General features: G+C 37.6%; 24 protein-coding genes. 9 read left to right on the top strand and 15 right to left on the bottom strand.

What is annotated here, in order from left to right:
• Positions 1-280: 280 nt before the first annotated feature.
• The 12 genes from M0R21_09385 to M0R21_09330 form a co-directional block, all read right to left on the bottom strand.
• Complete coding sequence (locus M0R21_09385) at positions 281-2,347, bottom strand: hypothetical protein (protein MCK9618031.1); 2,067 nt, start codon at positions 2,345-2,347, stop codon at positions 281-283.
• On the bottom strand, positions 2,337-3,137 hold the full coding sequence (locus tag M0R21_09380; protein ID MCK9618030.1) for a hypothetical protein: 801 nt from the start codon (positions 3,135-3,137) through the stop codon (positions 2,337-2,339). Before M0R21_09380 ends, M0R21_09385 begins: the two co-directional genes overlap by 11 nt.
• Positions 3,138-3,482: 345 nt before the next feature.
• Entirely contained in the window at positions 3,483-3,713 is a 231-nt protein-coding gene (locus tag M0R21_09375; protein ID MCK9618029.1) for a hypothetical protein, read from the bottom strand.
• An 89-nt stretch (positions 3,714-3,802) separates the two neighbouring features.
• Complete coding sequence (locus M0R21_09370) at positions 3,803-4,825, bottom strand: hypothetical protein (GenBank protein MCK9618028.1); 1,023 nt, start codon at positions 4,823-4,825, stop codon at positions 3,803-3,805.
• Between the two features lie 159 nt (positions 4,826-4,984).
• The gene (locus tag M0R21_09365; protein ID MCK9618027.1) at positions 4,985-5,704 is read right to left on the bottom strand and encodes a hypothetical protein; all 720 of its coding nucleotides are present in this window, start codon (positions 5,702-5,704) and stop codon (positions 4,985-4,987) included.
• Positions 5,705-5,785: 81 nt separating this feature from the next.
• Positions 5,786-6,148, bottom strand: a complete 363-nt coding sequence (locus M0R21_09360; GenBank protein MCK9618026.1) for a GxxExxY protein — start codon at positions 6,146-6,148, stop codon at positions 5,786-5,788.
• A 650-nt stretch (positions 6,149-6,798) separates the two neighbouring features.
• Entirely contained in the window at positions 6,799-8,364 is a 1,566-nt protein-coding gene (locus M0R21_09355) for a B12-binding domain-containing radical SAM protein (protein MCK9618025.1), read from the bottom strand.
• Positions 8,365-9,495, bottom strand: coding sequence for a 3-oxoacyl-ACP synthase III family protein (locus tag M0R21_09350; GenBank protein ID MCK9618024.1), 1,131 nt, complete (start codon positions 9,493-9,495; stop codon positions 8,365-8,367).
• Positions 9,492-10,157 (bottom strand): enoyl-CoA hydratase/isomerase family protein, encoded by a 666-nt coding sequence (locus tag M0R21_09345; protein MCK9618023.1) that lies wholly within the window; start codon positions 10,155-10,157, stop codon positions 9,492-9,494. The genes M0R21_09350 and M0R21_09345 overlap by 4 nt, the downstream gene beginning before the upstream one ends.
• Positions 10,158-10,160: 3 nt before the next feature.
• Positions 10,161-10,886 (bottom strand): enoyl-CoA hydratase/isomerase family protein, encoded by a 726-nt coding sequence (locus M0R21_09340; protein MCK9618022.1) that lies wholly within the window; start codon positions 10,884-10,886, stop codon positions 10,161-10,163.
• Between the two features lie 11 nt (positions 10,887-10,897).
• Positions 10,898-11,272, bottom strand: a complete 375-nt coding sequence (locus M0R21_09335) for an acyl-CoA thioesterase (GenBank protein ID MCK9618021.1) — start codon at positions 11,270-11,272, stop codon at positions 10,898-10,900.
• A 44-nt stretch (positions 11,273-11,316) separates the two neighbouring features.
• Positions 11,317-12,507, bottom strand: a complete 1,191-nt coding sequence (locus M0R21_09330; protein MCK9618020.1) for an aspartate aminotransferase family protein — start codon at positions 12,505-12,507, stop codon at positions 11,317-11,319.
• A 160-nt stretch (positions 12,508-12,667) separates the two neighbouring features.
• Here M0R21_09330 and M0R21_09325 point away from each other — a divergent pair, with 160 nt between their 5' ends.
• Both M0R21_09325 and M0R21_09320 read left to right on the top strand, forming a co-directional pair.
• Positions 12,668-13,480, top strand: coding sequence for an SDR family oxidoreductase (locus M0R21_09325; GenBank protein MCK9618019.1), 813 nt, complete (start codon positions 12,668-12,670; stop codon positions 13,478-13,480).
• 7 nt (positions 13,481-13,487) lie between these two features.
• Complete coding sequence (locus M0R21_09320) at positions 13,488-13,931, top strand: hypothetical protein (GenBank protein ID MCK9618018.1); 444 nt, start codon at positions 13,488-13,490, stop codon at positions 13,929-13,931.
• A 181-nt stretch (positions 13,932-14,112) separates the two neighbouring features.
• Here the strand turns inward: M0R21_09320 and M0R21_09315 are convergent, their stop codons facing one another.
• Together M0R21_09315 and xerD are read right to left on the bottom strand one after the other, a co-directional pair.
• Positions 14,113-17,094: an insulinase family protein gene (locus M0R21_09315; GenBank protein MCK9618017.1), complete on the bottom strand. Its 2,982-nt coding sequence runs from the start codon at positions 17,092-17,094 to the stop codon at positions 14,113-14,115.
• A gap of 139 nt (positions 17,095-17,233) precedes the next feature.
• Positions 17,234-18,145, bottom strand: coding sequence for a site-specific tyrosine recombinase XerD (gene xerD, locus M0R21_09310; protein MCK9618016.1), 912 nt, complete (start codon positions 18,143-18,145; stop codon positions 17,234-17,236).
• A 90-nt stretch (positions 18,146-18,235) separates the two neighbouring features.
• Here xerD and rpmG point away from each other — a divergent pair, with 90 nt between their 5' ends.
• The 6 genes from rpmG (at position 18,236) to M0R21_09280 (ending at position 22,372) form a co-directional block, all read left to right on the top strand.
• The gene (rpmG, locus tag M0R21_09305) at positions 18,236-18,424 is read left to right on the top strand and encodes a 50S ribosomal protein L33 (protein ID MCK9618015.1); all 189 of its coding nucleotides are present in this window, start codon (positions 18,236-18,238) and stop codon (positions 18,422-18,424) included.
• Positions 18,425-18,436: 12 nt separating this feature from the next.
• Entirely contained in the window at positions 18,437-18,592 is a 156-nt protein-coding gene (locus tag M0R21_09300) for a DUF4295 domain-containing protein (GenBank protein MCK9618014.1), read from the top strand.
• An 85-nt stretch (positions 18,593-18,677) separates the two neighbouring features.
• On the top strand, positions 18,678-19,628 hold the full coding sequence (ftsY, locus tag M0R21_09295) for a signal recognition particle-docking protein FtsY (protein ID MCK9618013.1): 951 nt from the start codon (positions 18,678-18,680) through the stop codon (positions 19,626-19,628).
• A 21-nt stretch (positions 19,629-19,649) separates the two neighbouring features.
• Positions 19,650-20,942: a 30S ribosomal protein S12 methylthiotransferase RimO gene (rimO, locus tag M0R21_09290; protein ID MCK9618012.1), complete on the top strand. Its 1,293-nt coding sequence runs from the start codon at positions 19,650-19,652 to the stop codon at positions 20,940-20,942.
• A gap of 168 nt (positions 20,943-21,110) precedes the next feature.
• On the top strand, positions 21,111-21,884 hold the full coding sequence (locus M0R21_09285; GenBank protein MCK9618011.1) for a hypothetical protein: 774 nt from the start codon (positions 21,111-21,113) through the stop codon (positions 21,882-21,884).
• A gap of 5 nt (positions 21,885-21,889) precedes the next feature.
• Complete coding sequence (locus M0R21_09280; GenBank protein ID MCK9618010.1) at positions 21,890-22,372, top strand: PaaI family thioesterase; 483 nt, start codon at positions 21,890-21,892, stop codon at positions 22,370-22,372.
• On the opposite strand, the gene M0R21_09275 is transcribed toward M0R21_09280, so the two are convergent.
• Entirely contained in the window at positions 22,348-23,454 is a 1,107-nt protein-coding gene (locus M0R21_09275) for a beta-lactamase family protein (protein MCK9618009.1), read from the bottom strand. The two genes, M0R21_09280 and M0R21_09275, sit on opposite strands and share 25 nt — an antisense overlap.
• Before the next feature lie 350 nt (positions 23,455-23,804).
• Here M0R21_09275 and M0R21_09270 point away from each other — a divergent pair, with 350 nt between their 5' ends.
• Positions 23,805-24,548, top strand: a complete 744-nt coding sequence (locus tag M0R21_09270) for a hypothetical protein (protein MCK9618008.1) — start codon at positions 23,805-23,807, stop codon at positions 24,546-24,548.
• Positions 24,549-24,639 lie beyond the last annotated feature (91 nt).

Below are 24,639 nucleotides of genomic sequence, written 5' to 3'. Positions count from 1 at the left end.
CTTTTGGAAAATGATTTGTCTGAGAATTAACATTTAATCCATTCAAAAGGAAAAAGGCTAAAATAAGATTCAAAATTTTCATTATATGTCGTTTGTTGGTTTCATTGTCTTAAAATAGGTGCTAACGGTCGGCGGTATGGCTAGTAAGGGATTGCGGGCTACTGTCCTGTCCACCAATACCAAATTTAGAGCGGGGCAGAACGATTGAATTACAACTGAAACCCTTATTGCTGCTACACTTTGTTATGGGCATGTTGGTTGAATAATTGCATTTATTTTCTTATTTTAATTCAAAATCTGGATTTGTATAACATGGTGATGCAAACATTGTATTAGGATTAAATGAAGGCGGTACATTTGGATATGAACCTGAATAATTATTCGGTATTGAATTATTTGGCCAAAGAGTTGTATTTTTATTATCTAAAGTTTTATCAAACATAGTTTGGACTAATGTTTTCACTTGATTGTATTTGATTATTCCTTTAGCTAAATCAATTCCGGCTAATAAAGCTATCTGAGTTGCCTGGTCATTATAATTACATCCACCAGCCCAATACTGAGCAATTAAATTTACAACCTCTGGAGCGTTAATCTTAGTTAGGGTGTAGCCAGCAAGAAAGTAACTAACATCACTCAATCTTGTTGGTATTCCAAACCATGTTAAAATTGCACCACGCATGTTTTCATCATTTACCTGATTATAATACCAGACTGTAGGGTTTTGAGAACAATCCGGACGGCCTATGTAATCACCATGTAAGTTGTCAAAAAACCAATGTTTAATCTTATATATGTCATAATATCCAGGAGGAGGTAAAGGTAAATGCCAATAGCCATTTTGATACAAATTGTTTACTTTGTTTGCAAAGGCATCTGCTTTTGTTAAATCGTTCAAAATAATTTCTTTTACTTCAGGACTAGCAAGAGGTAAAAGAAAAATAGCTTCACTCTCAATTACATCCTCAATAGGTTTATAGCCAAACTTATAAACTCCACCATTTGGTGGGATTGTCACAGAAGCTTTACCAATTCCGATATTATCTATTGAAATATTTGTAACATTATCTGGTTTTTCAATTACTCTCCAAACTTCATTTAATTGTGATAAATCAAAATTAGATGGAATTTTAATATCGGCTTCTAATATTATCTGGATATTTTCGTATTGAAAACCATTTTCAGTTACGTTTGTTAAAGCATCTTTGTGATACAATTGTAGATGCTTGTCTGGAGGGTAATTGCTGTAGTTTGATCGAAATGTATGCTGGGTCATTCCTTCGAAAACTTCAATTCTTCGGGCATATGTTGATGGAAAAGGATAGTTTTCATTGTACAATGGAAAATTATCTGGTTTGTGTATAATTACTTTGATGTCATCAACAATTATTTCGTTGAATTCTGCAAAATAACTAAATCCAACATTAGCTGTCCCCACAGCTGTATTTTGCCCAGTTTGTTGAATATTTGCATCTAAACTGACTTGTTCAATTATGCCTTCTGTAACAATTGCAAGATATAAATAGATGTATTGAGAACCTCCTGTCAAATCAATTTGAATAGTTGCTGCCATTGAGTATCCTCCAAATTCAGGGTCAGAAAAATCAATCCATTTAAAATCAAGTCCTGAATCATAAGAAAGGCTTGTATTTGGTACTTGTGAGTTATTGAAAGTCTCTGTTCCGGTATTTTTGTTGTATGAATAGGTAATTTGAGCACCTGATGGTGTGGAAACTTTGATAGTATATGTATAACCCGTCAATGGTCTAAAGCCTACTTTTAGGTTTTTCTGATATGGAGCAATGCTAGCTACATTTACCGGTACAGTGGTTTTATTGCTGATTCCTTTTGTTGTCTTACAACTTACAAGCAAATCGAACTTGTCAATCTGAATATTTTCATTTGAACTTAATACAACCTGATAATTTCTTAATCCATTGGTCGCGGTATCAGGATTTGAGATACTACTTAGTTTTAACCGGTAATAACCTGTTGCTTGATTTTGTGCTTGTCCCTCGAAGTTAAGTCCCATGTATTCCGCTTGGGAGTTAATTGCGCCAAAATAAAGTTCTTCTGCATCATCTGGTACAGTAATACTCATTAAAATGTCTTTCCCTTTTATTACCCATGACTGAACAGAAACATAAGGTTTGTCAGCCGAAGTAGTATCTGTAGGCATAATGTTATCATTATACTCAGAATTAACATTGTAGCTTTTAATATTGCTGATAAAGGATTTTACTTTGAATTCTTCATTCGTTGGTTTGAGAACGTCTTTTTTACATCCCCATAAAATAAGTGCTAAAAAAAGTACGAAAAAATATCTGGTAATTGAATTAGTTTTCATTTTTCTGCTTTTTAATTTTTACAAACTGAAAATACAAACCCATTTCAATAAAAAATCCCGACATATTGAGTGATATATTTTCCTGATTGTCTGAATAAGTTATTTTCCTTTTTAAATTATCTTCAAATTCATTAATTAGCAAATCCCTGTATCTAATACCCATTGTAAAACCAACATGTTTTTCGCGAGACGAGGAAAAACCAAGACTTAACTCATAGCCAGTATTTGTACCGTACCATTTATCTTTGTATCCAAAAAAATCATCAGTTATGTCTAAATATGTATAGGAGCGAAACAGCCCACCACCAAGCTCCATTTTTCCCAAAGTCAGGTAAGCAAATACACCAGGGTTGTATGACTTTTTCTTAATATTTAATTCGTAATTCTGATTGATTAGTTGATTTTGAAATTGAACAGTTAAACTTGAAAAGGCATAATCCATTTTAACTCCGATTTGAAGAAGCCGAAGCGGTCTGATGATTATGAATGGCTGATAGCCATATTCTATATTAAAAGGTAATGTAACGGGGTCACTCTGTAACTCCGCATTACTAGCATCTACAACCTTATTAAACCAGTCTGTAACCATTGTGTTTAAGTAACAAGTATCAGTTATTCCACCAAATCCCTTAACCCCAAACTTTATTAAGTTGTAGGGCTTTTCCTGTGCAAATAAACTAATACCAGTAAACAAGAATATTAGGATTATGAAGTATAATTTCTTTGTTCTCATGAATATCTTAGCATAATTTGTTTCAATGTCGTTGAATGCTTCGTCCCAATTGCCCATAACGACTGTATAACCACCATTATGGCAGTTATTTCGTGATTAGTTATTGCTTTCCGTTCACAAATATAAAAATAATTTAAATATCCCAATTATCTAATGGACTTGTTATTTTATCAAATCCTTTTGTTGTTATGTGAGTATATATTTCCGTAGTCTTACTGCTTTTATGTCCCCAGTCTGAGCGAAATTTGCACCTCCCCTCAACCTTATAAAGTTTGCAATTTTCTGTTTCCATTTGTTTTATTTCGCTTTCTTCTTTGTTATTTAGCGGAATTATAAATTACGCGTTGTTCAGAGCGGGATACAAGTTTAACCAGGAACGCGCAGCAGGGGATATAACTCACTTCATCGTTTGCTGAAATTATCTTTTATTTCTGGATTTTGAGCTATATATGTACACAATCCCTTGCCTTTTTTTGCTAAATCTTTCATTTTGTTAATATGTGCTTTACTAATTTTCTTATTACAGTAAAAATAAATTGTTGGATTGTCTATGAATTTCACATCAATATAATCTTCTCCAATTTCATAATGTGTTATACCAGAATTTCCGCTTAAGTTTTTATAAATTTCCATTTCAAATAAATTTTATTTTTTATAATGATACAAAATTATGATTAAACCTATAATCAATTTAAAGAATTCTGTGGAATTATAAATTCCGCTCAGCCGGGTTTTTGTTCACTATCAATTAATGTAGAATACCAAGTCTTCATATCCTTAAAGTTTTTAAATTTTGGAGGATAATTTTCCTGATACCATTTTCCTTCAAGATAATTTGCCAAGAAAACCTCACCTGTCCGTCTTGGAAACCGCATGATTGATGATTTAAAGAAGTTGTTTGTAACCTCGTAGTGATGGCTAAAGATAAAGTCCTTCCAAGATTTTGTTAGTTCGCATTTTGGTTTAATATCTATGATTTCAAACTGAGTAAATAGATGATTTCTTTCTGGAAGTCCCCAAGCAGTTTTCATTATACTAATTGCTTCAACATCTGTCTTTGGTGCAGAGTAACCAAAGATTGTAACTCTTGCTGGATTTTTAAGAAACATTGAAAGTTGATTCCACTGATTCTTGATGTAAGGATCAGAGTTGTAATTTTTATGCTTTATTGGATAAAAAAGTCGTGTTGGTTGAAATGTTTTTTTTGTTTTAAGGTTGAGATATCCATTTGGTCCAAATGTCTTTGTATCTTTGTCAAATCCAATAGCAACATTGCCATGCAAGAAAGCAAGTTGTGGAAGGTTGTCAGTAAACGATAAATTTCTTTCAAATGCTTGCCATAAAAACGGGTCCCAATTAAATGTTGCGATTAAATCTTTTTTGCGAAGTGAAAGAATAAGATGGTCGTAAATTGTTGGCGTGTCAGGAAGTTTGAGTGAAGAAAAGTAGTCGTATATTTTTTTCTCAATCGTTCGCAAAATATCCGAATTTGGATCTTTGTCATAAAGTGTTGAAAATATAACTTCAAAGTTTTCATTCTGTAAATCAATCGGCAGATCACTTAATTCTGTTTTTAAGTCAATTACTTTGTGCAAGTCATTCATTAATGGAATTTGCTTGCCACTCATTTCAGCTTTATCTATACATGATGCTTTGCTTGCACCAGCACCTAACACAACTACATGTCTATATTCTTCATTAACCATATTTACTTGGTCAGAGATTTTGAAAACACTATTGTCCATTTTGCAAGTCAGTTTTAGATACGTACTATCGCCAAAGAATTACCACAATATCACTATAATCCCCTCACTCCATTTATTTACTCATTATTTATCATTCCCCCCACAAATAAAAACTCCCAATTCCCTACAAGGCTTTTCCCAAATCTTCAAATCTTCAAATTAGTTAGTTGGCACGATTTCTTCTTCTTTTTTTGTTCGTGTTCCGCCAAAAGCTTCTATTACGCTTTTGAAGTTAAACAATTGCCATTTTTCTTTATCCTGGCGGAAGATGGATTTGCCTAAGCGGCAGATAGCCATCACCTCGGTATAGAGTGTGTTTACCTCTGCTTGCTGTTCGGCGGTTAGTTGCCTGCTTTTACTTTTGCTGAGTTCCTGTGTGATGTTGGCATTTTTGCATTCCTGGGCAAGTTTTATTATTTCGTCGAGACGGCTGTCGGGAATCTTTTTTCCTGTCAGTTCGCTACGATAGGCTGGCAGGTTGTCGGCAAAGGTAAAAAGATATTGTATGATAGCTTCCTGTACATTTTCATTTGCTTTGCGGTTAAATCTGGTGTATCCCAGCTCATTTTTTAAAAGATCAACTTTGGGCTTGTCGCTGCGGAACACTACCGCGATGTCGGTAAACAAATCTGATAATTTAACTTTGCTTTCGGCAATTATGGCTTTAATGTCGCGGGTTGCTGCTTTCTGTTCCTGCTTTTTGTCGGTAGTAAAACTGATGATTGCCTGGTTGATACGTGTTTCAATTTCTTGTCCGTATGCAACAGTCATATCGGGGTTACGGGCTGAAAAATTTGGTTGCAGTTCCATGTAGTTTCTGATAATAATCAGTTCGCCTTGTAGTGTTACATAAAGCGGGTAAGGATAATTTTTTTTCATGGCTTGTTAATTTTAATTGTTAAACTTGTGTTGATAATTCAATTTAAGTGGTTTATTACTTCTCTGCGCAGCTCTGTGCTCTTAGTGGTTAAAAAAATATAAACCACGGAGGCACGAAGCAGCACTAAGGTTTGTTTTTTCTTTGTGTTTTTTTGTGCTTTTAGTGGTTAAAAAAATATAAACCACGGAGGCACGAAGCAGCACTAAGGTTTGTTTTTTTTTTGTGTTATAATATTTTAACTTGTACGGAGAACCACGGAGCTTAATATTTATGTCTTTATAAACCACAGGAACAGCAATTTGTCTTTCTGCTTTTAATCCTGCATTTCTTAATTCAAAAATCAAACATTCCTCATAAGCGGATTCAAGCAAACCAGGTCCAAGATTTTTATGTACTTCTATGGCACAGCCTATTATCTTTTCTGTAATTTGATTTATTTCCATACCTTACTTTTTAGCCCCTGATATGTATTGATACCTTAAATTATTCAGGCTTTATAGTTAGTTTTTAAGTAGTTCGAATGCTAAAACTCTTTTTTTTAACAAAAATAACAAGTTAATAAATCTGAAAATAATAACTTGCAAATAATGTTATTAACAAAATTGTTTATTTTCATTATATCGTATTATAGATGTGAAATATAAGATGTTGATAACTTTTTGTCAAAAAATTAATCTGTTATTAAATGGTATTTTAATATCATTAGTCAAAAATTTTTAGCTAATTAAATTGCTTAGCCGTACCTGATGTATTAACATCGCAACCTGACGTATTAACCATATAACCTGATGGTTTAACTTAATGACATGGTGTATTAATATCACAACCTGATGGTTTAACTTTATAACCTTAGGTATTAACTTCGTAACCTGATGTTTTAACTTTATAGTTTGATGCTTTAACTTTAATATTTAGCATATTAACTTTTGCATCGGGCATTTTACTGAGTAAATAGGTAGTATTAAGTTTACAAAAGGCTTATTTATCTTTTGATTTGCTTGTCATACCACTTCATCCTGTAAACCGAAAGCCGGTTCATGAGTGTATTCATCAGCATAATCATCATTTGTCAGGGTAAACTTATACCTGAAACTTAAAATTCCAAACCGGAATGTTGCAATCTGAAACTCTCAAATGCCCCTTTATCATATGGTTTAATCAGGTTGCGGTATTCATCCATGCGGCGGAGATGTTTCTGCACATGCCTGTGATATCCAAGCATCGAAAGCATGAATGCAAATGCACGGTCCTTGGCTATTTTGCCTTCACGGATGTTTCTGAGCATAAAAAACAGAAGTTTCCTGCGGTTTTTGTCGGTTGTAAACACAAAATTGCCGATGATGATAGCCATAAGCCGGAATTTAAGCCCTGTGCTTATGTCGGCTCCAGGTTTGGCGAAGTTTCCATTGCCGAATAACTGTTTTGCCTTCCGGAGAATGGTATCGAAACTATACAGGCGGGCAATCGTTTGCATGTATTTTTCAAATATTTCCGATTGCGACATTTTCATATAGTGCAGAACGGGAAAATGTCCGGCGTTCATTGCAAAGTCGTGTGGATACATTCTGCCTTCAGCCTGCATTTTATCGTATAAACGAGTTCCCGGCGTAGCCGACAGTATATGAAGATTGATATTGGGAAGAGAATTTTTTAATGTAAAGTCGAAAATCCTGTCGAACTCCTCTGCAGTATCATTGTCGAAGCCCACTATGAAAGAAGCATTGATATGAATACCGTGGCTATGGATTTTGCGGATGGCTTCCTCATAAATACTTGCACCCTTATTATGTTTCTTATGTGTTTCATCAAGGCTTTGCGGATTCAGCGACTCAAATCCCACAAGTATATTGAAACATCCGGCATCTGCCATCTCAGTAAGCAGAGTATCATCATTTGCAATGTCAATACTTGCCATGCAGCCCCATGAAATATGCAATGGTTGTATCCTCTGCATCAGCTCGCGGACGTATTTATGGTTCATGGTGAGGTTGTCATCAACAAAAAATACGTATTTCGACGGTAGCCGGCTTATCTCATCAACAACATTATCAATGTTACGGTAACGCATTTTCCTTCCGAAGGTCTGCGAAACAATGCAGAAATCGCAGTTGAAAGGGCATCCCCGCGATACCTGTACCGCTGCCTGGAAAATCTTGTTCATAGGAACCAAATCCCAGCGGGGCAGGGGGGCTTCGCTATAGTCGCAGAACGTATCGCAAGTGTAAACCGGCTTTAGTTCTCCCTTCTCAAAATCAGCAAGGCATTGCTTCCAGTTATTTTCGGCTTCACCAACTACTATGCTGTCGGCATGTTTCAGGGCTTCTTCCACACGGTACGAAGCATAAGCTCCTCCCATAACTACCGGAATACCCTTTTTGCGGTAATTATCTGCTATTTGAAATGCACGTGTTGAAGTAGAAGCAAGGGTAGTTATCCCCACAATATCCGGGGTTGCATTTTCTGGTATAGGTTCTATTTCCTCATCAATGATTTTAATATCATAATTATCGGGAGTTAGTGCAGCAATTACGGGCAGTGCCAGTGGAATCATGAACCTTTTTTTGCCGAAAATCCGGCTCAGTTCGGTATGGGCGGGATAGTTAACATATTTTTGTGCAGGGCTTATCAGAAAGAGGCTGTATCGTTTGTCTTTATCCATTTATTCTTTTTTAAAAACAAAACCTGCCTGCATAAATTTGCTTACTTCGGTAACAAAACTTAGTATGAGATCGCCTTTATCAAGAGTTTCGTTGTTTACAATCTGGTCTAGACAGATAAAAGCCATAGGCGGACCGGTATATCCCATACTTGCCATTTTCGAGTACCATGTGCTGCGGGCAATTCCCAGAGTTTCGCATTCGTCCATCACAATTTCCGATATATGACGCGAAGGGAAATTTACCTGGAAATACCTGATTTTATCCACGGCGATATTGTATTTTCCAATCATGCGTTGCAAGCCTTTATAGAAAACACTTCCGCCGGCTTCGTTGAAATGTTCGCGGAGTTGTTCGTTGAAGAGCTGGGCAAGATGATGGTATGCCTTTTCGTATTCTTCTTTGGGATTCATCCAGTAGGCAGGGCGAAGGTTGCGCATGGCAGCCGGTTTTTTCCCGCCTATTGATTCCATGCTTGTATTCTGAAGAAAAATACCTTCCTTGTCGTTATCGGTGGCTTTAAGGACTAATGCACCCGCTCCGTCGCTCAGGAAATAGCGCAGGAAGAGTTCTTCTTTTTTTGCGAGAGGCTGGTTATAATATTCCGCCCTTAATTCCGACGACGACATGGATGATGATAATACCAAAGCCGTTTTATACCTTCCACTCATAAGAAATTCATGGGCAACAAGCAATGCCTTATATGCCGAGGTGCAATTGGCATGAATGGAAATCTCTCCGCATTGTTCAATTCCGAGTGCTTCCTGTATGCGAACCGAAGCAGTAGGCATCTGGTGCTGATGTGCACTCCCGTAAGCAATAAAGTCAATGTCGGATGGCAAAATGCCAGCCCTTTCAATGGCAATGTTTGCGGCTTTTACTGCCATGCTTATGTTGTCCTCGGTAAAGCAGCGGGTTTGCGGGTCAATGGCAAAGTGATAATATTTTATTTCGAGCATCTGCTCCATGATTTCACGCATTCTGCCGAGCCACTTTTTCAGCTTATCAGGAATTTCGTCGAGTTGCCCGAGGTAATAGTCCACCTGGGAGAATGGAATAGCTTCCCCGGGGAGGAATGCACCTGTTCCAATCAATTTTACCTTTCTGCTTTTGGTGTTATTTGTAATGTTCATTGTAAAAGTTTCAGGTAATCTTTTTTATAGTATATTGAATATCCAGTTGCTATTTTCCTGGCAAAGTTTATAGCCTTGTCAATAATGGTCTTCGATGGCATCACAGCATCGGCTATGTTCCATTGCAGCGCCTGTTGTGCAGAGAAAGTATTCCCGTGCAGAAGCAATTCCAGGGCAGTAAGTCGCGAAGTTAAGTTGAGCAAATTATAAATACCTCCACAGCCGGGTATAAGGTTGTAAGAAGCTTCCGGCAGCCCGAGCACCGAGTTTTCTCCGCAAAAGCGGAAATGGCAATGCATTGCCATTTCAAGAGCCGAGCCAAGGCAAACACCTCTTATTGCTGCGATAACAGGAATCTGGAGTTTGTAAAAGAAATTAAACGATGAGATGTTTTCACTGAAGAACGGAGAATAATGATTTCTGTCAGGGTTATCTCTTGCATTACTTTGCATCAGATTCAATAGTTCGTGCAACTCGGCACCATAGGAAAAATGTCTTCCTTTCCCACTTATCACTATCGCAGAGATGCTTTTAGTGTCTAATTTATGGGTAAAGTCAGACAATTCATCAAAAAACAGTATGCCCATCTTGTTAGAGGGTGGGTTGGTAAGGACAAGTCTGCCAACAGAATCTTCTATCGTCCAGTGTATGGTTGTATACATAGACTAAAAGATTTGGTTTGTTCGTGCCGCAAGTTCACAAAACATCCTTGTTTCGGCGGCTATTGCATCATCGCGCGTCATCTTTCGGGTATTATTTATCGCCTGCATGATGCAATGGATAACTTCAGTCGAGCGACAATCAGTCATCCTTTTGATGCGCTGAATTGCATGTTCCATCAGGGTTGCCGCCGGAACTAAATCGTCTGCAATATGCAGTGAGAGCGCCTTTTCTGCATCAATTACATCTCCTTTAAGCAATAATTGAACAGCTTCATTTTTCGTAATATTTTCAAGCAGTCTTATTATGCCTCCCAGTCCGGGTATCAGTTCGTGGTTTATTTCGGGAAAGGCAAAAAGACTGTTTTTGGCAACAATACGCAGGTGTGCACTCAGTGCTATTTCCAATCCTGCACCAAAGCATATCCCATTTACAACTGCAATCACAGGAATATTTAATTCCTCGATGCACTTCAGAAGTTCGTTGCCATATGTGAGTTTGCTAAGCAGGAGTTCCTTGTTCTGCGAGAGTATTTTTAGAGATTGCAAGTCAGCACCTGCCGAAAAATGTTTCCCGAACCCGGTGATGAGCATACCTTTTACGTCTTTAGTTAGTTCAAGTAAACGTTCTGTGCTTAAAAAATCGGGTTCTTTAATAAAATTTTGCGGGGGATTCTTCAGTGTAAGTATCCCTATATCTTCTTTAGTGGTCCAATGGGCTATTTTTTCCATCAATGGCAAAATTAATCGAAAAATTCGGAAGGAAAATCACAAATCATCCTTTCTTTATCGAGAAGCAGGGTTTTTACGGTGGCAGTTGCCGTTTTCAGACCGTCTTTTGAATTTTTCATTTTATGTTTGAAAACAAGGTAAGGCGACTGTTTATGCATAGTGGTTTCAATTGTCAGGGTATCAAAAAGAGTTGCTTCGCGATGATAGCGGATGGTATTCTCCGCAACAACGATGAAATATCCCGAATTTTGATATTTTTCGAGTATTTTTTTATCACGAAGGACTTCCCAGCGTGCTTGTTCGAAATAGTTTACATATACGGCATTGTTTACATGCCCGTACGAGTCGAGTTCGTAACCGCGGACGGTGATTTGAAAGGTGTGCATCGGATAAATATCAGTTATATCGTATTATAATCAATTGTTTAATTTTAAACAAGAACATCAAGACAGCCGAGGATAATTTTACAACTTTCCTTTATCTGCTCTTCGGTAATTATCAGTGGAGGTGCAATGCGTACGGCATTGTCGCAAAACAGAAACCAGTCAAGTAGGACTCCTTTTTCAATACAATTATCTATCAATTGTTTAACCTGTAAATAATTGTTCATTTGCAATGCCATCCACAAGCCCTTTGAACGTATTTCCCGAATCTTCGGGTGGTTTTCCAGCAATGCCCTGAACAATTTTTCTTTTGTGATAACTATTTTCGTTAGTTCTTCTTCACGTATCACCTGCAGGTTTGCCAAAGCTGCCGCACAACTTACCGGATGTCCGCCAAAAGTGGTAATATGCCCGAGAACAGGGTTGAAAGAAAGGCTATGCATAATTTCGTTGGAAGAAATAAATGCGCCTAACGGCATTCCGCCTCCCACACCTTTGGCAAGCAAAAGTATATCAGGAATAACACCGTATTGCTCAAAAACGAACATGCTCCCGGTTCTGCCCATACCGCTTTGTATCTCGTCGAAAATGAGCAAAGTTTCTGTTTCGTTGCAGCGTTTGCGCAGTGCTTTAAGATAAGCCGTTCCGGATATCCTTATCCCGGCTTCTCCCTGAACAGGCTCAATAATAACGCAAGCCGTTCGGGTACTGATGTTTTTCAACTCATTTTCATCGTTTAACGAAATGAATTTTATGCCAGGAAGCAAAGGACGGAAGGCATTCTTAAAATATTCATTACCCATCACGCTCATTGAACCGTGTGAGCTTCCATGATATGCATTTCTTAAAGCGACAATCTCACTGCGCCCTGTAAAACGTTTTGCCAGCTTCAATGCTCCTTCCACGGCTTCGCTTCCCGAGTTTACAAAATATACCGATTGCAGGTTTGGCGGGAGCAATTCTGCGAGTGCGGAGGCAAATTGTACCTGTGGAGATTGTATCAACTCGCCATAAACCATCAGGTGCAGGTATTTTTCCGTCTGCTTTTTGATGGAAGCCACTATCCGTGGATGGCAATGTCCGGTATTGCTCACAGAAATACCTGAAATAAGATCGGTAAAACGTTTACCAGTGGTATCGTAAAGGTAAATGCCTTCTGCACGTTCAATTTCAATGCCTATGGGCGAAGGGGAGGTCTGGGCTAAATAAGTTAAAAATAATTGTCGCTGGCTGATCATGATGTATTATTCGATTGTCAAAAGTAGAAAAAATAAGTTGCCGATATGGGAAAATACTTCCGTTCAATTAAATTGTTTGCCACAAAAATTCTGTTAAAAACCTGCTAAGGTGAATTGTCGTAAAAAAATCCTTATTATTGCAAAAATGAATCACGCCGGCATGCTTGCAAATAAAGTGGTAATAATCACAGGAGCTTCTTCCGGAATAGGGAAAGCCTTAGCGGAGGTATGTTCCCGAAAAGGGGCAAAATTAGTATTGGCAGCCAGAAACCAGGAAAAATTGGCGAAGTTATCCGCCCAATTGGAAAACCAGGGTTGCGAAAATATCTATGTTGAAACTGATGTGAGTAAAGAATCCGATTGTAAAGCTATGGTTGAAAAAGCCGTTGCCCGGTTCGGGACCATAGATGTCCTTATCAATAACGCCGGTATTTCCATGCGTGCGCTCTTTAAAGATGTTGAAATCAACGTTATTCGTGAGCTTATGGACATAAATTTTTGGGGGACGGTATATTGTACAAAATACGCTTTGCCTTACCTGTTAAAAAGTAAAGGCTCGGTTGCAGGAATTATTTCTATTGCAGGGTATATCGGACTACCAGGACGTACAGGATATTCAGCTTCAAAATACGCCATCAGGGGATTTCTCGATACTTTACGGGTTGAAAATCTACATGCTGGTTTGCATGTACTGGTTGCAGCACCGGGTTTTACGGCGTCAAATATCCGGTTCAGAGCCCGTACAGCCGATGGTTCAGTACAGGGAGAAACTCCACGTGACGAATCGAAAATGATGACTGCCGAAAAAACTGCCGAAAAAATTATTCATGCACTGGAAAAGAAAAAACGAACATTAATTCTTACTTTTGTTGAAGGCAAACTGAGTGTCTTTCTGAGTAAATGGTTCCCCAGATTACTGGATACACTTGCTTATAATCATATGGCTAAAGAACCTGAGTCACCTTTTAAATGAAATATTTATGGAAACAACTACTTACGCAATTCACTTGTTAAAAGGACTTTCGGATATTCCTTTCGGGTGCTCAATGGAAACAGCAGAACAACTGCTTGGAAAACCCGATGAAGTGGAAAGTTTCGATGATGAACTATATGACAGTCAGAAAATTACTGTCTTTTATTATGCTAATGCAGAACTTAGCCTGTATTTTGAGGGAGAGGACACCTTTAGCTTTACATCCGTTGAAGCAGGCGTAAATAATATTACTCTTTTTGAAAAACCTTTGCACTCACTCAACAAAAAAGGTATTATTGCCCTGATGAAGGAAAAAGGGTATCCGGATTTTGAAACTGAAGAAGAAACCTGGGGCGAAAAACGTCTCTCATTCGACGACGGCTTAATTGATTTTTATTTCCAGAATGACCAGTTACATTCTGTAAACTGGAGTGCAGATACAGATATTTAAAGTATGCTCTACGGGCAGATGGCTTAAATTAAATCCAAGGACATTGCATTGTTTTGCACGGGTTTGAATTCTATTGATGATTGATTATTAAAAATAATTAACCCGGAAAGCGGTTCTGTTTGTAGATACCACCTCCCGGGTTTATGAATATAATTATATATCAATCAGATTATAATATATGTTACTGCAATTTAACCAATTGTTTGAAAAGATCTTTATTGCTATCAATTTTTTCGGCATTTCCATACACACAGTAGGTTTTTTGGTCAAGGATATCCTGGATGAGACCGGCAAATCCCCGGATATCGTCCTGTGTTGTAGATAGAATGGCATTGCGTTCGTTTTGTATGTCCTCGGCTGAGCGTTTGGTGAAGTAATAACTTACAGCCTGTGTTCCTTTTTGTGAAGGGGTCAGAGGGTCGTCCATTCCGGCAATAGTTCCGATAATGTAGCGGGTCATGGCTTTTTCATCCGCTGTAAACTTGTGGAGATAATCGGGGGTTGTACTGTAATTATTCAGGGTTTCGCTCAGGTTGGGATCACGGTAAGAGTTAAAGGTGATGATTCCGCCCGGAGAAAAGGTGGAATATCCACCATAAGCACCTCCAATCACACGTATTTGGGTTTGCAACCAGTCAGTGGAAAGAATTTGATTAAGAACGCGCATCTTTCCATCCCATTTGTAACCCAGCTTTTTAAAATCGTATCCCTGAATAACATATTGCACTTTCGAGGCAGTTTGCAATCCTTCGTTTTTCTTTTCAGGGGTAAATGTCCATTGGTTGTAAACCGACTTTTTAACAGGTAAAGCTGAAATAAATCCTTTGATATTTTTGTTAAACACTTCTCCATCGCCGGAACTACCGGTGTTGGCGGCAATAAGGTTATCTTTGGTAAACAACAAAGTGGCAATAGTTTTCAGGTTTTCGGCAATTTGTTGCGACTTTTGATTAAAATTATTAGAAAGATCAGTAATAAACCAATAGTAATCAACGCCATCAGTTAATTCATTGAACTGCCCTTTATTAGTAATATACGAATTGAACCGTGTACTTGTGTAATTGGCGCCACTCCTCTTGATACGTGCATCCAACTGTCCCTGGAAACGGCTAAGCAATGCGTGGAGACGGGCGGTATCATTATAATGGGTTTTCAGTAATACCTCTTGTGTGAGTTCAAAAAGCTTGTCTGCTTTTACGTTCATGGCTTTTGTCGAAACTACAAATTTGGGAAGTAACTTATTGTCGTCTAAATCTTCAGCATATGCACTAAGGAAAGTATTAAACCCACCCGTATGGATGTTTAAAACTTTGTTCAAATCGCCAAAAGAATATTTTTCCGTATCCATTAGTCCCAATAGGTTCGATAACAAAGAGGCATAAGGGATAAGATTTTCGGGAAGCACCCGCATGTCGAAATATAAATTTGCATACACCACATCGTTAGTAAATTCTTCGTGATGTAAAACTTTTACTCCGGCTATCTGCTTTTCCTGTACACCGTACCATTCGGCTTTGGGATTAATATCTTTAATATCAAGCAGAGGTATGGTCTGTAAGGCTTCCGGGCTATCTTCTCTTTTTTGATATGCAATCAATTCCTGTGTTTCATTCACCAGCGATGTTATTTGTGAATTGTTCAGGTTTTCCTTGTATTTTTTTAATTCCTGTTCAGCCTGGATATTTTTCTCCTTGTCCAAACCCGGCTGGGGCACAAGGGTAAGTAGTAACGTATGTGGATTATTGATGAAATACTGAGCGATAACTTTTTCAAGATACCCGTTGTTAATCATTTTTTTGAGTTTGGCAAGAGACTTTTCATATTCAAGTCCTACAAACGGATCATTTGCGAAAAAGCAACCTGGCAATGACTGTGTAATATACGTGAGCCCTTTTTGTGCATCATTGCCTTCGCGCAGTTGAAACTCTATCCTGTTGAGTATACCCTGTATTGTTTCTTTATCAATGCCATTTTTTATTGCATCGTTGAATATTTTGTTTAATATATTATAGAATTTTTCTTTGTCGGAAGCATTAGCATTTTGTACTATTATCTGTACAACATTTTGTTTATACGAATTGTTATAGGCATATACATCCTGCCCAATTCCGGCTTCCTGCAAGGCAAGTCGTAAAGGAGCCGATTCCTGGTTTACAATGGCTTCACAAATAATATCCAAAGCCATAGTGAGTTCGATTTCCATATTATGCCCAGCAACAACATTATATGACAAGTAGGCTTGATTGGCTGTTTCTGAACCCTCCATTACCGAGTAATTTGCAGTTATGTCTTTCATTGCCTCAAAGGGTTTTTGGTCATCAACCACCACCTTATCCTTTAATTGTCCGTAATTCGACAGGTAGTTGTCGTTGATAAATTCAAGTTCCTTGTCAAGGTCGGCATTTCCGTAGAGGAAAATATAACTATTACCGGGATGATAAAAACGCTTGTGAAAATTAATAAAATACTCATAGGTAAGAGTTGGTATCGAAGCAGGATGTCCGCCTGATTCGTATCCATACCCATTGTTGGGGAAAAGATTTTTGAATACCTGGTATGAAAGTTCTCTCGAAGGACTTGAAAACGCACCTTTCATTTCATTATAAACTACACCTTTAAAAACAATCGGGCTTTCGACTTCGGTAAGTTCATAATGCCAGCCTTCCTGCTTTAAAATACGGGGTTCTGTATATATCAGTGGGTTAAAAACAGCATCGAGGTAAACATGCATCAGGTTGAAATAGTCTTTATCGTTCATACTTGCCACAGGGTACATAGTCATATCCTTGCCGGTGAAGGCATTAATAAAAGTATTGAGCGAGCCTTTATTAAGAATGTCGAAAGGGCTTTTAACCGGGAAATTTTTCGAGCCGTTAAGCACAGAATGTTCCATTATATGAGGCGCTCCGTTATCAGATTCAGGGAAGGTTTTAAAACCAATGCTAAAAGTTTTGTTTGGGTCGTTGCTTGCAATTTTAAACAAGTGTGCGCCACTTTTAATGTGTTCGAAAAAATAACATTCTGCATTTACTTCTTTTACAAATCGTTTTTCTATCAGCCTGAAGCCATGCCGGTCAGTGCCGGTGTTGTTTCCGGTAAGCCATACCGGCGTAGTTGTAAGTATCATCATAGATACAATTTTAATTATTTTTCTGGTTTTCATTTTATTAAATAATATATAAATATAGATTTTTGAATGTGGAAAATTATTAAGATTTTGGATATTACAACTATAAATTTCGGCAAAACATCAAAAAAATTCTGCAAACTACTTTTTTTGTACGTTATGCGCCATAGTTGAGTTACTTTTTTTGTTGGCTGCGTGGATGAAATTTTCTGATAGTTTCTTCAAGAAACCGCTGGCTGATATGTGTATAAATCTCTGTTGTTGTTATGGAAACATGTCCTAACATTTCCTGTACAGCCCTAAGGTCAGCACCATTTTCGATCAAATGTGTGGCAAAGGAATGTCGGAAAGTGTGCGGGCTGATTTTTTTATGTATTCCGGCTTTTGCCGCAACTTCTTTCACAATTAAAAATACCATTTCACGCGACAGTTTGCTCCCGTTCCGGTTGACAAAAATGTAATTTTCGTATCCTTTTTTTATTGCCTGATGATTGCGAATATGGCTAAGATACAAATGTAACTGTTTTAATGCCGGTCTTCCTGCTGGTACCAGCCGTTGTTTATTTCCTTTTCCGGTAATACGGAGAAAGCCTTCGTTGAGAAAAACATCTGTAATTTTCAGGCTGGTAAGCTCTGAAACCCGTAAACCACATCCGTACAACAGTTCGATGATGGCTTTATTGCGTTCTCCTTCGGCTTTGCTGAGATCAACGGCTGTAATCATTTTTTCAATTTCTTCTACCGAAAGAATTTCTGGCAGCTTTCGCCCTGTTTTTGGAGAGTCCAATAAATCAGCCGGATTTTCATCTATAATTTTTTCAATGATGAGGTAGTGAAAAAAAGCCCTGATGCCCGAAATGATTCTTGCCTGGGAAGTGGGATGCACCAGCAAACGTTTGAGGTCTGCTGTAAAATCTCGTAAATGGTTAACAGATACTTTGTTTACTGCAATTTGAATAGCTGAAGCATCAAGAAAGTCTCTGAATTTTTTTATATCGTGGGTGTACGCATCAATAGTATTTTGCGATAGTGATTTTTCTAATTGTAAATAAGCGATGAAGCCATTTATATAACTTTCCCAGTTCATAGCGGTAAAATTAATTTTTTTTTAAACTGAGATAGTTTTTTTACAGAAAAGTTTCTATTTTTGCAACCCGAATTTTTAAAAGAATTAATAATGGCTAAGAAAAATAAAGAAGCAAGAGTACAAGTAATTCTGGAATGTACCGAGCAAAAAACCAGTGGTGTTCCCGGAATGTCGCGTTACATTTCGGTGAAAAACAAGAAAAATACACCCGAAAGACTTGAACTAAAAAAATACAACCCGTATTTGAAAAAAGTTACCGTTCACAAAGAAATCAAATAATACAATTATACCATGGCAAAGAAAGTAGTTGCAACCCTGAGAACCAGTTCCGGTAAAGACTTTGCGAAAGTAGTCCGCATGGTTCGTTCACCCAAAACCGGTGCATACGTTTTTAAAGAAAATATTGTTCCTAACGACCAGGTTAAAGATTTCCTGGCAAAGAAATAAATTCATTTCATCATAAAATTTAAGGCTTTTTTCTGCTAAAGAAGAAAGCTTTTTTTATTTTTAATTATCCAAAATATTTTCATATATGGGCTTATTCTCAATATTTTCCAAAGAAAAAAAAGAAAGTCTCGATAAGGGACTCGAAAAAACCAAGACCAGCGTTTTTTCAAAATTGTCGAAAGCCATATTGGGAAAGTCAAAAATTGACGATGAAGTACTTGATAATCTTGAAGAAATTCTGATTACTTCTGACGTGGGAGTGGAAACCACGTTGCGTATCATAGAACGTATAGAAGCAAGGGTGAAACGGGATAAATACGTGGGAACCGATGAACTTAACACTCTGCTGAAAGAGGAAATAGCAGCCCTGCTCGCTGAAAACGAATTGGGTGAGATGTATGGCTTCGATTTCCCTCCAAAAACGGAACCTTATGTTATTATGGTAGTAGGGGTGAACGGAGTGGGAAAAACCACCACTATCGGAAAACTGGCTTACCACTATAAACAGGCAGGAAAATCGGTTGTACTGGGTGCCGCCGACACTTTTCGTGCCGCAGCTGTTGATCAGTTACACATATGGGCACAACGGGCTGATGTACCTATCGTCAGTCAGCAAATGGGCTCCGATCCGGCTTCGGTTGCCTTCGATACACTCAATTCGGCAAAAACAAAATGTGCTGACGTAGTGATTATTGATACTGCCGGCAGGTTACACAACAAAGTGGGACTGATGAATGAACTTACCAAAATCAAAAAAGTGATGCAGAAGGTAATTCCCGATGCCCCGCACGAAATTTTGCTCATCCTGGATGCCTCTACCGGGCAAAATGCCATCGAACAGGCAAAACAGTTTACTGCAGCTACCGAAGTAAACGCTCTGTGTCTTACCAAACTCGATGGTACAGCCAAGGGAGGTGTGGTTATTGGGATTTCCGACCAGTTTAAAGTTCCTGTAAAGTATATAGGTATAGGAGAAAAAATGCAGGATTTACAACTTTTCAATAAAAATGAATTTGTTGATAGTTTGTTTAATTAATTTTTTTATATTTTAACGGTTTTGAAAACACAACGTATTAATTGCATTTCGTTAGGATGTTCCAAAAACCTTGTGGATTCAGAAGTGCTGATGGGAAAACTCAAAGCTGCCCGTTTTAAAGTAGTATTTGAAGATACTTTTTCACCTGGTGATGTGGTAATCATCAATACTTGCGGTTTTATAAAAGATGCAAAAGAAGAATCTATTGACGCTGTTCTTAATGCTATAGAAGCCAAAAAAAAAGGAATTGTTGTTGCAGTGTATGTAATGGGATGTTTAACTGAAAGGTACAGGGAAGAGATTCAAAAAGAAATTCCAGAAGCCGACGGTATTTTTGGTGTCAACCAGATGGAACAGATCATCAGCCAGTTCGACAAACACTACCCGTTTCTCCCTTCAGAGCGAATGCTAACGACTCCTCCCCATTATGCTTATTTGAAAATTGCCGAAGGATGTGATCGTACTTGTGCATTTTGTGCCATCCCACTTATCAGAGGGAGGCATATTTCACAACCCATTGATATGCTTGCTGACGAGACGAAAATATTAGCGGAAAAAGGTGTTAAAGAACTTATAATCATAGCACAGGATGTATCCTATTACGGAATTGATATTTATAAAAAAAGAAAACTGGCTGCATTGCTCGAAAAACTCATTGCCGTTAATGGGATTGAATGGATACGGCTCCAGTACCTTTATCCGGCAGCATTCCCGATGGACGTGGTTGAAATAATGCAATCTTCTGCAAAAATCTGCAAATATTTTGATCTGCCTTTGCAGCACATTAGCGATTCCATCCTGAAACGGATGCAAAGAAATATTACGCAAAAAGAAACATATCAGCTTATTGAAAATTTACGAACAGCGATTCCTGAAGCTGCTCTTCGTACAACAATTATCACCGGTTTTCCCGGCGAAACGGAACAGGACTTTCAGGAACTACTGCATTTTATTCGCGATATTCGTTTCGATCGCTTGGGAGTTTTCATTTACTCACCTGAAGAAGATACCCATGCTTTCCGATTGAAAGATGATGTCCCTGAAAAAATTAAAATGGAAAGAGCCGATGAAATCATGCGCCTGCAACAACAAATTTCGCTGTCGCTAAATACCGGTAAAATAGGCAGAGAATATAAAGTCTTATTTGATAGAACTGAAAATAATATACTGGTGGGCAGAACTGAGTTTGATTCTCCCGAGGTGGATAACGAAGTGCTTGTTGAAAATGGATTTCAGAAAGCCTCTCCCGGTTCTTTTGCACAGGTAAAAATTACATCTGCCGATGATTTTGACCTTTTTGGTCAAATCATTTGATTGATAGACAGAAATAAAAAAATCAGATTTATCTCACCTTTTTTTAAAAAATTATCTATAGTTAAAGAATTTTAACTTTTTTTTTACGTTTAATCGTATTATTTAATCCGGCAATTTTTTATATTTGCCGTTGTAATTATTAGTTTCATTTCAAAATAATTTAAAAAAATGAAAAAGTCTATTTTAATAATCAATTTACTTTTCCTGCTTTCTGTTGCAGGATTTACGCAATCTTTTAAAATTGCAAACGGAGATACCATTAATTTAACTGATAAACAAAAACTTAAACAAGCCAGATGGGAAGAAAATATAGGCGGCGTTAATGTGTGCGGATGGTATAAAAACGATAAAAAAGAAGGAACATGGGTAATTTATTATCCTGAAAATATTCCCAATAAAATTGAAAGCTATCAAAATGGAAAGAGAAACGGTATTTGTATTGAATTGGACAAAAAAGGTGCCATCAGTTCTGAAAAAAATTATAAAAATGACCAACTTCATGGTCAATACCGCATGTTCGGAAACGGGAATGTCCTCACTTTGACATGTAACTATAAAAATGGCTTACTCAATGGTAAGAAGGTAACCTATTACGATAATTACCCAGGCAAAATGCTTGAGGAGGCATTTTATTCTGAAGGAAAGAAAAACGGATCCTCCAAATGGTATAGCGTAGAACAGAAACTTATTGCAGAATATAATTATAAATCAGGCGATTTTGATGGCAAGCAACTCACTTTCTTCGAAAATGGAAAAATACAAACAGAAGAAATTTACGTAAACGGTGTTCATGAAGTTATATTTACTGAGTTTTTTGATAACGGAAGCGTAAAAATGACCGGTTTATACAGCAATGGGACGAAAGAGGGCAAATGGCAGGAATTTAACAAAGAAGGAAAGATAGTTACCGAAATAAAATACAAAAAAGGCATTGCAAAGTAATTTTAATGCGTAAAATTATTAATCCCTTTGTTAAACAACCTGGATATAATTGTTTTGGTTGTTCACCCGATAATCCCTTAGGGCTTAAAATGGAGTTTGCCGAAGAAGGGGACAATATTGTTTCCCGATGGAAAGCACAATCCGATTACCAAGGCTGGAATGGGGTGCTGCACGGAGGTATTCAACAGACTTTGATGGACGAAATAGCGTCATGGGTTGTATTTACCAAGCTGAAAACCGGAGGCGTAACAAGCCGGATGGAAAGTCGTTTTAAAAAGGCAGTACAGGTGGCATCTGGCGACATTATTACTCTGCATGCCCGGCATATTAATACCCGACACAATTTGGCATATATCCATGTGCAATTGTTCGACAACCAAATGCAGCTATGTACCGAAGCCGATGTACAGTACTTTACTTTTCCGGAAAAGGCGGCTAAAACATTATTGAACTACCCTGGTTATCACAGTTTCTTTGAAATTTCGTAGCAAAAATCAGCCCAGTCAATACCTGCGTAGTTTCTGCCCAGACGTACAATAATAATATTCTTTTGGGGAAGTATCCAAATGTACTGGCCTAAAATACCCTTAGAAAATGTCGCACCATAATCTGTTACCCTCCATTGATAGGTGTAATGGTAATTCTGCCCGTCGCGTGAATCGTTCATCACGCTTTGTGTTTTTTTAACCCATTCTTCAGGAATGATTTCTCTTCCATTCCAATTCCCGGCATGCAGATACAACCTCCCAAAGCGTGCAAAATCGCGTGTTCTGGCATTTACACAGCAAAATGCCTTGATTGTATTGCCTTTTTTACTGTCAATATTCCATGTGGCAGGGTACTCCATCCCGCAAGGCTGCCATATTTTTTCTTCAAGGTATTGCGAAAGTTGCTTTTTTGTAGCTCTTTCAACAGCCATTGATAGTAATAATGTATTAACACTTACATAGTTATAATGCAAATCCGGTGGCTCTTCCACTTTAAGCTTGCTGATGTAGTGTGCAAGGTGCAGCCCATAATAATATTTTGGAATCTGTGAAAAAGGGTTCAGATAATTTTCGTTAAATCGAATTCCGGAACGCATGTTCAGGAGATGCTCCAGCGTTATTTTTTCAAACCCGGGATTTTGTAATTCAGGCAAAAAATCGGTAATTGGCTGATGCACACTTTTAATATAACCTTCACGGATAGCTATCCCCACAAGAGCTGAAACATATGATTTTGCCACCGAAAAAGAGGGTATTATTGATTCGCGGGTATAATCATCAAAGTAATTTTCGTACAAAATGCTGTCGTTGCGGATAACGAGGAATGCAACTGTGCTATGCCGGGTAAGAAAAGACTCCAGAGTACAGGCATCACCTGCATATTTGACGGGAAGCGCAATTCCGGCATTCTGTAACTGGTCATAAAATGAAAAAACTTGTCCCGAATTTTGAATATTTTTTTGCGGAAACTTGCGGTAATCGTTTAAGTCGGCATTATTATAATATACAAACCGGGCAATATGGCACGATGAAATAAAAAAAAATAACAATGCAATAACCGATAATACACTAAACCGGCGCATATAATGTTACTTGTTTTTGATGATAAAATCTTTTTGTATGGGTTTGTGCTGTTTGGCTTTGTGCTTTGTATAAACTGATTTGTGCTTCTTTACCTTATGTGTAGTGGGGTGTCCGTGGCAAACACTCTTTGCGCAGGAAGGCAGTGTAACAGATATAAAACAACAAAGTACAATTAATAACCAGTTCTTTTTAATTAAGTTTATAAGCATAGTGTGTAAATTGATATAATGATAATCCCTTTTTCAATCGGCGATAAAAGTATAAAAAAATCAGAATTGGCAAAAAACTTTTTACATTTGAACACCTTAAGTTAAATATTTCCGTTATTATATCATAATATCAGCAAAGCATGAAGAAATTATTTATTTTTCAATTGGTTGCCGTACTATTTTTTGTTTCCTGTCAGCAACAGACGCAGAATGCGGATGATAATCTGCCTGCCAACCATTTAAAGGGAAATAATATAAAACGCACTTTTCGTGCAAATGGAACACTGGTTTCTGAAATTACCATTAACAAAGGAAAATATGATGGCATTGCCCGTAATTATTTTGAAAATGGGAAAGTAAGCCATGAATTTATTTATATAAACGGGAAAAAAGAGGGAACCGGGAAGCTGTATTATACTTCCGGGAAGCTCAATACCCTTATTCATTATGTCAAAGGGAAAAAAAACGGACCGATGATCCGCTATTATAAAAACGGAAAGGTAGCAGCCGAAATTCCTTATGAAAATGATTATCCCCAGCCAGGCTTAAAAGAATACACGAAAGAAGGTAAACAGATTGATTATAAAACAGCGATAGTGGTAAAAACTATTAACCGGATAGCTACTGACAATAAATATATTATACAGCTATCTACTACAGATAAAGCCAGAAACGTAAGGTTTTTTAAGCTGATGAAAACCTCGGAGGGGCTAAAAAGGCAAATTATACCTACACAAAATGGGGTAGGAACTATTACATATCACCTATCGCCTGGTAAACGGGTATATGAACAGGCATTTTTGGAAGCACAGGTAGAAACATTATATGGAAATCCCTATGTTGTTCGTAAAGTGCACAGTTTCCGTATAAATAGCCTTCTTTAACAGATATTCCATTATTTAAAAATTGAATGAAAGGAGTGAATAATTTTCCGGTTTTTGTGCTGTTTGGATTCCGTTTTTTGATTGTTAATAA

The organism is Lentimicrobiaceae bacterium (genome assembly GCA_023227965.1).
GTDB lineage: Bacteria > Bacteroidota > Bacteroidia > Bacteroidales > JALOCA01 > JALOCA01.
This window is presented reverse-complemented; position numbering and strand designations above follow the sequence as displayed.

Bases quoted from the DNA above. Each gene is read 5' to 3' on its own strand.
- M0R21_09360 (MCK9618026.1), bottom strand. From the start codon at position 6,148: ATGGAAATAAATCAAATTACAGAAAAGATAATAGGCTGTGCCATAGAA.
- M0R21_09315 (MCK9618017.1), bottom strand. From the start codon at position 17,094: ATGAAAACCAGAAAAATAATTAAAATTGTATCTATGATGATACTTACA.
- rpmG (MCK9618015.1), top strand. From the start codon at position 18,236: ATGGCTAAGAAAAATAAAGAAGCAAGAGTACAAGTAATTCTGGAATGT.
- M0R21_09320 (MCK9618018.1), top strand. From the start codon at position 13,488: ATGGAAACAACTACTTACGCAATTCACTTGTTAAAAGGACTTTCGGAT.
- M0R21_09270 (MCK9618008.1), top strand. From the start codon at position 23,805: ATGAAGAAATTATTTATTTTTCAATTGGTTGCCGTACTATTTTTTGTT.
- ftsY (MCK9618013.1), top strand. From the start codon at position 18,678: ATGGGCTTATTCTCAATATTTTCCAAAGAAAAAAAAGAAAGTCTCGAT.
- M0R21_09340 (MCK9618022.1), bottom strand. From the start codon at position 10,886: ATGGAAAAAATAGCCCATTGGACCACTAAAGAAGATATAGGGATACTT.
- M0R21_09345 (MCK9618023.1), bottom strand. From the start codon at position 10,157: ATGTATACAACCATACACTGGACGATAGAAGATTCTGTTGGCAGACTT.
- M0R21_09330 (MCK9618020.1), bottom strand. From the start codon at position 12,507: ATGATCAGCCAGCGACAATTATTTTTAACTTATTTAGCCCAGACCTCC.
- M0R21_09335 (MCK9618021.1), bottom strand. From the start codon at position 11,272: ATGCACACCTTTCAAATCACCGTCCGCGGTTACGAACTCGACTCGTAC.
- M0R21_09385 (MCK9618031.1), bottom strand. From the start codon at position 2,347: ATGAAAACTAATTCAATTACCAGATATTTTTTCGTACTTTTTTTAGCA.
- M0R21_09285 (MCK9618011.1), top strand. From the start codon at position 21,111: ATGAAAAAGTCTATTTTAATAATCAATTTACTTTTCCTGCTTTCTGTT.
- M0R21_09380 (MCK9618030.1), bottom strand. From the start codon at position 3,137: ATGGGCAATTGGGACGAAGCATTCAACGACATTGAAACAAATTATGCT.
- M0R21_09375 (MCK9618029.1), bottom strand. From the start codon at position 3,713: ATGGAAATTTATAAAAACTTAAGCGGAAATTCTGGTATAACACATTAT.
- xerD (MCK9618016.1), bottom strand. From the start codon at position 18,145: ATGAACTGGGAAAGTTATATAAATGGCTTCATCGCTTATTTACAATTA.
- M0R21_09355 (MCK9618025.1), bottom strand. From the start codon at position 8,364: ATGGATAAAGACAAACGATACAGCCTCTTTCTGATAAGCCCTGCACAA.
- M0R21_09365 (MCK9618027.1), bottom strand. From the start codon at position 5,704: ATGAAAAAAAATTATCCTTACCCGCTTTATGTAACACTACAAGGCGAA.
- M0R21_09325 (MCK9618019.1), top strand. From the start codon at position 12,668: ATGCTTGCAAATAAAGTGGTAATAATCACAGGAGCTTCTTCCGGAATA.
- M0R21_09275 (MCK9618009.1), bottom strand. From the start codon at position 23,454: ATGCGCCGGTTTAGTGTATTATCGGTTATTGCATTGTTATTTTTTTTT.
- M0R21_09350 (MCK9618024.1), bottom strand. From the start codon at position 9,495: ATGAACATTACAAATAACACCAAAAGCAGAAAGGTAAAATTGATTGGA.
- M0R21_09280 (MCK9618010.1), top strand. From the start codon at position 21,890: ATGCGTAAAATTATTAATCCCTTTGTTAAACAACCTGGATATAATTGT.
- M0R21_09300 (MCK9618014.1), top strand. From the start codon at position 18,437: ATGGCAAAGAAAGTAGTTGCAACCCTGAGAACCAGTTCCGGTAAAGAC.
- M0R21_09370 (MCK9618028.1), bottom strand. From the start codon at position 4,825: ATGGACAATAGTGTTTTCAAAATCTCTGACCAAGTAAATATGGTTAAT.